Origin of the sequence: Actibacterium sp., assembly GCF_041584535.1 — a bacterium.
Lineage (GTDB): Bacteria > Pseudomonadota > Alphaproteobacteria > Rhodobacterales > Rhodobacteraceae > Actibacterium_D.
The window spans coordinates 1-8,488 of sequence record NZ_JBFHDW010000105.1 but is presented as its reverse complement, the minus strand read 5'-3'; the positions used below and the strand labels follow the sequence as shown (position 1 = coordinate 8,488).

General features: G+C 60.3%; 9 protein-coding genes. 6 read left to right on the top strand and 3 right to left on the bottom strand.

Annotation, left to right across the window (positions count from 1 at the left end; all coding sequences use genetic code 11):
* A partial coding sequence (locus tag ABYW26_RS07030; RefSeq protein ID WP_372604066.1) for a LysR family transcriptional regulator occupies nt 1-140 on the bottom strand: 140 nt, incomplete at its 3' end.
* Between the two features lie 173 nt (nt 141-313).
* On the opposite strand from ABYW26_RS07030, the gene ABYW26_RS07025 reads away from it, so the two are divergent.
* From ABYW26_RS07025 to ABYW26_RS07010, 4 genes are read left to right on the top strand one after another with little or no spacing between them, the layout of a single operon-like run.
* Entirely contained in the window at nt 314-2,377 is a 2,064-nt protein-coding gene (locus ABYW26_RS07025; RefSeq protein ID WP_372604065.1) for a dipeptide ABC transporter ATP-binding protein, read from the top strand.
* Entirely contained in the window at nt 2,377-3,333 is a 957-nt protein-coding gene (locus tag ABYW26_RS07020) for an ABC transporter permease (RefSeq protein ID WP_372604064.1), read from the top strand. The genes ABYW26_RS07025 and ABYW26_RS07020 overlap by 1 nt, the downstream gene beginning before the upstream one ends.
* Before the next feature lie 5 nt (nt 3,334-3,338).
* Nucleotides 3,339-4,238 carry an ABC transporter permease gene (locus ABYW26_RS07015; RefSeq protein ID WP_372604063.1) on the top strand — a complete coding sequence of 300 codons (900 nt, stop codon included), beginning with the start codon at nt 3,339-3,341 and terminating at the stop codon, nt 4,236-4,238.
* Nucleotides 4,239-4,248: 10 nt separating this feature from the next.
* On the top strand, nt 4,249-4,638 hold the full coding sequence (locus ABYW26_RS07010) for a RidA family protein (protein ID WP_372604062.1): 390 nt from the start codon (nt 4,249-4,251) through the stop codon (nt 4,636-4,638).
* A gap of 12 nt (nt 4,639-4,650) precedes the next feature.
* On the opposite strand, the gene ABYW26_RS07005 is transcribed toward ABYW26_RS07010, so the two are convergent.
* Nucleotides 4,651-5,664 carry a 2Fe-2S iron-sulfur cluster-binding protein gene (locus ABYW26_RS07005; protein WP_372604061.1) on the bottom strand — a complete coding sequence of 338 codons (1,014 nt, stop codon included), beginning with the start codon at nt 5,662-5,664 and terminating at the stop codon, nt 4,651-4,653.
* A gap of 63 nt (nt 5,665-5,727) precedes the next feature.
* On the bottom strand, nt 5,728-6,954 hold the full coding sequence (locus tag ABYW26_RS07000) for a Rieske 2Fe-2S domain-containing protein (protein WP_372604060.1): 1,227 nt from the start codon (nt 6,952-6,954) through the stop codon (nt 5,728-5,730).
* A 395-nt stretch (nt 6,955-7,349) separates the two neighbouring features.
* On the opposite strand from ABYW26_RS07000, the gene ABYW26_RS06995 reads away from it, so the two are divergent.
* Both ABYW26_RS06995 and ABYW26_RS06990 read left to right on the top strand, forming a co-directional pair.
* Entirely contained in the window at nt 7,350-8,207 is an 858-nt protein-coding gene (locus ABYW26_RS06995) for a p-hydroxycinnamoyl CoA hydratase/lyase (RefSeq protein WP_372604059.1), read from the top strand.
* Nucleotides 8,208-8,213: 6 nt separating this feature from the next.
* On the top strand, nt 8,214-8,488 hold a 275-nt coding region (locus ABYW26_RS06990), incomplete at its 3' end, for a CoA-binding protein (RefSeq protein ID WP_372604058.1).

The following is an 8,488-nucleotide window of genomic DNA, read 5'->3' as shown; positions in this document are numbered from 1 at the left end:
TTCATCATGTCTTCCAAGGCCCGAACATGGTTCGAAACCGAGGGGTGACTGATACCCAGCTTGTCAGCAGCCCCGACAAAGCTGCCGGCGTCAACGACGGCGATAAAGACCTCTAGACGGCGAAATGTAAGAGGGATCATCCTTCGCTCCTCCTGCAAAGGTGAAACTTATTTGTTACAGCTTAGATAGGCATGTGACCGGTTGCAAGGCCGAGCGGCCTAAGTGTTAGATGTTCTCGAAGTCAAAAGAATACCGGTTTCGGAGGTGGGCGTTTTTCGTGCGCGCCCCGATGCCGCGAAAGGGAGGAAACCGGTTGGCCCATACCGAGCAAATGGCGTCTGGCGCCATTCAAGACCTTGTCCCTGCTGCGGATTTGGCCGACGCCGCGTTGCTGAGCGTCGAAGACCTGCATGTCGAGTTCGAAACCAGCGCCGGGCGCTTGCGCGCGGTCGAGGCGGTCTCGTTCCACGTCAAGCCGGGCGAGCTGGTGGCGATCGTCGGGGAATCCGGATCGGGCAAGTCGGTGACGGCGCTTTCGGTGATGCGGCTACTGCCCAAGCGCAACGCCCGCGTTCCCAAAGGCCGCATTCTGTTCGAGGGCCGCAACCTGCTGGACCTGCCCGAAGACGAAATGCGCCGTATTCGCGGCCACCAGATCAGCATGATCTTTCAGGAACCGATGTCGTCGCTGAACCCGATGATGACCATCGGCTATCAGTTGATGGAGCCGCTGATTATCCATTTGGGCATGAACGGCGAACAAGCCCGCGCCCGCGCGGTCGAATTGCTGGGTCTGGTCGGCATCACCAACCCCGAAGACCGGCTGAAGCAATACCCGCATGAATTTTCCGGCGGCATGCGCCAGCGGGTGATGATCGCCATCGGTCTGTCCTGCAATCCGAAACTGATCATCGCCGACGAACCGACGACGGCGCTGGATGTTACCATTCAGGCTCAGATTCTGGAGCTGATGAAAAAGCTGGCCCGTGAGCTGAACATCGCCTTGGTGGTGATCACACACAACCTTGGCATTGTCGCCCGCTATGCCGAGCGCGTCACCGTGATGTATGCTGGCGAGATCACTGAATCCTCGACCGCCGAGGAAATCTTTCATCGGCCCCGGCACCCTTACACCATGGGTTTGCTCAGCTCGGTTCCGCGTCTGGACGAGCCGAAGATGCGCAAGTTGGAAACCATCACCGGCCTGCCGCCGAACATGCTGCGCCCGCCTGTCGGGTGCCGCTTTGCTGAACGCTGTCCGCATGCGATCGACCTGTGCAGCAAGCCCCCGGTGCTTCGCGGCACCGCCGCCGGGGGGCTGTCGGCCTGTCATCGTCTGGACGAAATCGAGGCCGGTGGCCTGCCGTGGCATGGTGCCCAGCACGCGGCCGCGGCCAAGGGTGTTCCGGACCCGCAGACCAGCGATCAGGTGCTGGTCAGCGTCGAGGGGCTGAGCAAGAATTTCGGCGCGATGCGCGCGGTCAATGACGTCAATTTCGACATCATGAAGGGCGAAACCCTGGGTCTGGTCGGTGAATCCGGCTGTGGCAAAACCACGGTCGGCCGGATGATTCTGGGCCTGACCGATCCCAGCGAGGGCGCGATCCGATATGGCGGCACCGATATTGCCGCCGCCGATATCAACGAAATGCGCCAGATCCGGCGCAAGTTGCAGGTGATCTTTCAGGACCCGTTCAGTTCGCTGAACCCGCGGATGACCATCGCTCAGATCATCTCGGAACCGCTGGCTTATTACCGGCTGTTCCCGACCCGGCAAGAGCGTCAGGCACGGGTGATCGAACTGCTTGAGCAAGTCGGCCTGCCAGCGCATTTCGCCGTCCGGTATCCGCATCAGCTGTCCGGCGGTCAGCGTCAGCGCGTCGGGATTGCCCGCGCCCTGGCGATGGAGCCCGATTGCATCGTCTGCGACGAGGCGGTCTCGGCGCTGGATGTTTCGATTCAGGGTCAGATCATCAACCTGCTGGAAGATCTGCGCGAAAAGCTGGGCATCGCCTATCTGTTCATTGCGCATGATCTGGCGGTGGTGCGCCACATCTCGCATCGGGTGGTGGTGATGTATCTGGGCGAGGTGGTGGAAATCGGTGATCGAGACCAGATTTTCGAGCGCCCCCAGCACCCCTATACTAAGCTGTTGCTGGACGCGGTGCCGATCCCCGATCCGACGATCGAAAAGACCCGCAATGCGCGGATCATCAAGGGCGACATCACCAGCGCCCCGGCTTTTGCCAAGGGCTGTAAATTCGCCGCACGCTGCCCGTTGGCCGACGACTTTTGCCGCACGCGGATTCCGCGGCTGGAAGACCACGAACCGGGCCATCGGGTTGCCTGTTTCAAAACCAACAGCGGAGAAGTTTGATGCTGAAATATGCTGCTAAACGAATCCTGATGATGATCCCGACGCTTTTGGGCGTGGCGATTCTGATCTTTATTCTGGTTCGCGTGGTGCCCGGCGACATCGTCGAAATCAAATATGGTTCGGCCACCGGGTCGCTGGTTCCGCAAGACATCATGGACGCCGAGCGCGCCCGGCTGGGGCTGGACAAGCCCTATGCGCTGCAACTGGTCGATTGGTTGTGGGGCGTGGTGCGTCTGGATCTGGGCACGTCGCTGTGGACCGAAAAGCCGGTGATCCATGAAATCGCGTCGCGGATGCCGATCACCCTTGAAACGGCGGTTCTAAGCACGTTGATGGCCATTCTGGTTGCGGTTCCGCTGGGGACTTTGGCGGCTGTTTATAACGGCACGGTCATTGATCAGGTTGTGCGGGTGCTGACCATTGGTGGCATCGCCATTCCCTCATTCTGGCTGGGGCTGTTGATATTGATGACCCTGCTTGCGGTGTTCCATTGGGCGCCACCTCTGGCCTTTGTGCCATTCCACAAAGACCCGGTTCAGAACCTGTCGCTGTTGTTCTGGCCAGCGGTCTCGGTCGGGTATCGGCTTGCGTCGCTGATTGCGCGGATGATCCGGTCATCGCTGCTGGAGGTGATGAACGAGGACTATATCCGCACCGCCCGCGCCAAGGGCGTGCGCGAGGCGCTGGTCGTGCGCCGTCATGCGCTGCGCAACGCGCTGTTGCCCGCCATCACCGTGATCGGGATCGAGTTCGCGCTGCTGATCGGCGGGCTGGTCGTGACCGAGCAGGTCTTTAACCTGAATGGCGTTGGCCGCTTGTTTATCGACGCCGTGCAACGCAGCGATTTCATGATGATTCAGGGTCTGGTGATGGTCACCGCCGTGTTCTTCATGCTGATCAACCTGATTGTCGACCTGCTGTATGCGGCGCTCGACCCGCGTATCGAATTGGAGTGAGACACATGAGTAACGTCAGCGCCTCTCTTTCTGCCCCGCCGCTTTACAAGCGTATCCTTCATGCCGCCTCGCAGTTCGTCCGGGAACAGCCGTTCGGAACCGTGGGCGCGTTGGTGATCCTGACCATCGGCTTTGCCGGGATCTTTGCGGAATGGGTCGCCCCCTATGATCCGCTTGAGATCAACTATATGTCCACCTTCGCCCCGCCCAGTCTTGAGCACTGGATGGGCACCGATGATTTCGGCCGCGATATCCTGTCCCGACTGATCTACGGCGCCCGAACCGCGATGATCATTTCGCTGTCGGCGTCGCTGATCGGGTGCTCGATCGGCGGTATCGTCGGTATGAGCTCGGCCTATTTCGGCGGCCGCGTGGATTTCATTATTCAACGGCTGATGGACGTCCTGCTGTCGTTTCCGATCATCGTGCTGGCGCTTGTCGTTGTTGCGGTGCTGGGCCGGAATCCGGTGTTCGGGGTGGATATGAACCTTGTTCTGGCAATCTCGATCCCGATGATCCCCAAGGTCTCGCGGGTGATCCGGTCGGCGTCTTTGCAGATCGCGGTCATGCCCTATGTGGATGCGGCCCGTGCGCTGGGGTTCAATCACCGCCGCATCATCCTGCGGCACATGGCGCCGAACCTTGTCGCACCGTTCCTGATCCTGCTGACCGCCTATATCGCGCAGGCGATCCTGCTTGAGGCGGCGCTGTCGTTTCTGGGCCTTGGCGTGACCGAGCCGACCCCGGCCTGGGGCCTGATGCTGTCGGGCAATGCCAGCCAGTTCTTCCTGACGGCGCCCTGGGTCATCATTTTCCCCGGTCTTGCCATCAGCCTGTCAGTCTTTGCGTTCAACCTGTATGGCGACGCGATGCGCGACTGGCTGGACCCGAAATTCAAGTTCTGAGGAGACGGCCATGTCGCTTCGCACCACGATCCATGTTGACGGTCTGGGCCACAAAGGCGCGCCGATCCCGACGGCATCGAAGGTTGGGCCGCTGCTGCATTCCGGCGGGATCATCGGGGTCGATCGTGCGACCGGCCAGATCCCGCAAGACTTGTCCGAGCAATGCCGCAACATGTTCGACAACCTGTCCGCGGTGGTTCAGGCCGCGGGCGGCAGCACCGATCACATCGTGAAAATGACGGTCTGGATGGCGGATCGCGGCGCGCGGGATGCGTTGAACGTGGAATGGCTGAACATGTTCCCGGACGAGACCAGCCGCCCGGCGCGGCATGTGCTGGAGAACAAGTTCCCCGCCCCGATCCAGATTCAGTGCGAGATCATGGCCTATATTCCCGACTAGGCGTGCCGGTCGTTACAGATCAAGCACCAACCGCCCTTTGCCCCGCGAGACACAGGCCTGAATGATATCGCCCTGCGCCTTTTGATCGTCGCTGAGGAAAATGTCGTGATGCACGATTTCGCCGGACAGCACCGGCACCGAGCACAGGCCGCAATGGCCCTGACGACAGTCATACATGACAAAGGCGCCGGATTCTTCCAGCACGTCCAGCAGGGTGCGGTCAGCCGGAACGGTCAGAACCTCGCCCGAGCTGGCGATCTCGACCTCGAAGGCCTCATCGCCCTCGACCGGGCCAGCTTCGGCGAACAATTCGGAATGCAGTTGGTCCTCGGACCATTTGCGCGCCAGCGCGCCCTGAATCACCGCATCGATCAGACCGGCAGGACCGCAGACATAGATCGGCGTGTTGACCTGAAGCCCGTCCAGAAACGCATCGACTGAAAATTTGGCCTTGGGGTCTTCGTCAGCATAAAGATGCAGGTTGGCACCGGGCAGCGCGTTCAGCTCTTCCTTCAGGATATGCTGGGCGTGGGTGCGGCAGGTATAGTGCAGGTCGCAATCGGCACCGGCGGCAGACATCCATGACGCCATCGAAATCAGCGGCGTAACGCCAATTCCCCCGGCCACGAACTGAATGCCGTTGCGCGGCGGTTCAAGCGAGAATCCGTTCGGCGGCAGGCGCAGCGTCAGCGACTGACCAAGGGACAGGTCGTCATGCATATAGCGCGAGCCGCCCTTGCCCTCGGCCTCGCGCAGCACGCCGATCAGATAGCGGCGGCGCGGGTGGCTGGCATTCTGATCCACGTCCTCGGGAAAGGCGATCAGCGAATAGCTGCGCCACATCTCGAACGGACGATCCCCGCCATTGGGCGGAATACGCACCGAGATATGCGCCCCCGGATCAAAGCCCGGCAAAGGCGCATCTTCCGAGGCCGACAGATGAATCAGCCGGATACCCGGCGCAGGCGTTTCAATCGCCGCGACCTGGGCCATATACGTTTCGGTGGGATCGTTGGTATGGGGCATTGTCGACTTCCGTTCGCGCGAAATACGGGCAGGGACACGCCCCGCCCGCATCTTGCTGTCAGTTTATTTGACCAGCGTTTTCCAAGCCGCGCCCTTGTCGGTTTCCATCCCGACGGAAACGGCCGTGGTGTAATCCTCTTCGGTGCTTTCGGCCAGTTTCGGCGTTTCCCCGGCCGAGTATTCCTTGACCGATTTCAGGATCTGGTGCCGCACACGCAGCAGCGCCCCGTCCGACGAACACAGCTGTTCCTTGGTGCGATCGTGCACCGGCCCCTGAGACAGGAACATGGCGAAATCCTCGGTCGCAAGATGCTGCGGGAAGCCCGAGAAATGGCCGCGTGCCATCACTTCGCGGTTCTGGCCCCAGTTTTCGTCCGGGCTGCCCGGCGGGTTCGGCGGCCAGTTCCAGCTGTCCGAAGTCATGCTGAGCGGCGTCAGGCCCAGCGGGCGGAATTGGTTGAAATGCACGAACCATGCGCGGTGGGTGGTGTCATCGACCGGCACCGAAAAGAACACGGTCGAAGGGCCGTTTTCTTCGGGCGGGCAGATCACCGCATACCACGGCATGACAAAGTTGTTCACCCGCACATAGGATTTGTCGCTGCCGATGTCGCGGATCGCGGCATAGCGGAACCCATAGGGCCGGTCCTGAAACTCCAGCTTGGCCGACCGGGCCTTGGTCATGTTCTTGCGCTGAGTGTTGCCGCCCAGCTCAACGGTCGAGCTGTGCAGGAAGGACACATGAGTCGTATCCATCGACGCCTCGACGCCCTGCAGCCAGTTGGTTTTCACTTCGGCCGAGGTCACTGACCGCTGTTCGGGCGGCAGATCGACAAACGGCAGCGCCGGAAACGCCGGGGCTTCGGTGCCCTTGCCCAGCCAGACCCAGATGATTCCGCCGCGCTCGACAGCGCGATAACGGTTCACCTTTACCGACTTGCAGAATTGCTCCTGATTGTTTTCGACGTTGGGGGCATCGACCAGATTGCCTTCGATATCGAATTTCCAGCCGTGATAGATGCAGCGCAGCCCGTTTTCGCGGTTCTGGCCCAGCGCCAGCGAGGCGCGGCGGTGCGGGCAAAGCTCGTCCAGAATGCCGACATCGCCATCGGTGTTGCGGAAAACCACATAGTTTTCGCCCAAAAGCCGCACGCGATACGGGCGGCCATCTGATTCCAGCTTTTCGCCGGGAATTGCCGGCAACCAGTAATGTTGACGCAACATCTGGCCAAGCGGCGCTTCGCCCTCGACCAAAGTCATCAAGTCATTGTCTTCTTTCGTCGTCGCCATTGGAACCCCTCCCTTGGGTGATGCGTCGGGGGCGTTAGTCAGATGCGTGTCGCGTCGCGGCGCATGGGAAACCCCGTATTCAAAACAGATTTCCGGGAAATTCCCCCGGTCAGCCTATATTTAACGACACTTGCCGAACTTCAGGCAACGTATCATCCTGCTATGGAAGCCATAGCCAAAAGGCTACGACCTGATCCGCCCCTATCCCGTCGCCGGGTGCCCCTGCTGTCATGTAATCTGAACGCTACAGCCTGAATAGGTAACTGCTCCATTGCGATAGGGGATCGGCTTTCCCTAATGTTACCTTATCAACCAGAGCCGCCCCGATCCATGGGGCGCTTTGACAGTTATTCGGGCTCAGGGATTCAGAGCCTACGCACAAAGGGAGCATCACAATGACCGAGGCAAATACCAGCGCGGGCCTTCCCGTCTACAAGAACAAGACCGTGAAGGTCGAGTTCGAGGACGGAATCGCCTGGGTCTATTTCAACCGGCCTGACAAGCGCAACGCCATGAGCCCGGAACTGAACCTTGAAATGGAAGAGGTTCTGGACAAGCTGGAAGGCGATGACCGCTGCAAGGTTCTGGTTCTGACCGGATCGGGCGACAGCTGGTCGGCAGGCATGGACCTGAAGGAATTCTTCCGTGAAGTTCAAAAGCTGCCTCCGATTCAGCAATTGCGCATTCGCAACCAGACCTTCCATTGGCAGCGCAAGCGGCTGATGTATTACCTCAAGCCGACCATCGCCATGGTCAACGGCTGGCTGTTCGGCGGCGCCTTTGTGCCGCTGGTGTCCTGCGATCTGTCGCTGGCCGCAGAAGATGCACAGTTCGGCCTGTCCGAAGTCAACTGGGGCATCATCCCCGGCGGCAACGTGACCCGTTCGGTCGCGGCCAAGATGAATCAGGCCGATTGCCTGTATTACATCATGACCGGCGAACCCTTTGACGGCAAAAAGGCCAAGGAAATGGGTCTGGTGAACGAGGTTCTTCCGGCGGACAAGCTGCGCGCGCGCACGGTTGAACTGGCCAAGATCCTGATGCAGAAAAACCCGGTTGTTCTGAACGCGGCCAAGCTGGCCTATAAACATGCCGACGAAATGAACTGGGAAACCGCCGAGGATTACCTGTCGGCCAAAGCGGCTCAGGCGACTCTGTTCGATCCGACCAAAGGGATGCTGCAGGGGATTTCGCAATTCCTTGACGAGAAATCCTATAAGCCGGGCCTTGGGGCCTACAAGCGCGAGGATTAAACTCTTATGGCGGCGGATACATCTTCTGAAAAAGAAAAGGCACCGGATATCCGGCGCCTGCTCTCGCCGAAATCCATCGCCATTATCGGCGCCTCGGCCAATCCCGCTTCGATGGGGGCCCGGGCGCTGGCTACGCTGCGGCGGTTCAACTATGCGGGCGACATCTATCCGGTGAATCCCAAGCAGGACCAGATCGACGGTCTGCCCTGCGTGGCGTCGGTCGCGGATCTGCCGAAAGGCGTGGATGCCGCGATCATCGCGATCCCGCAGGCCGGGGTCGA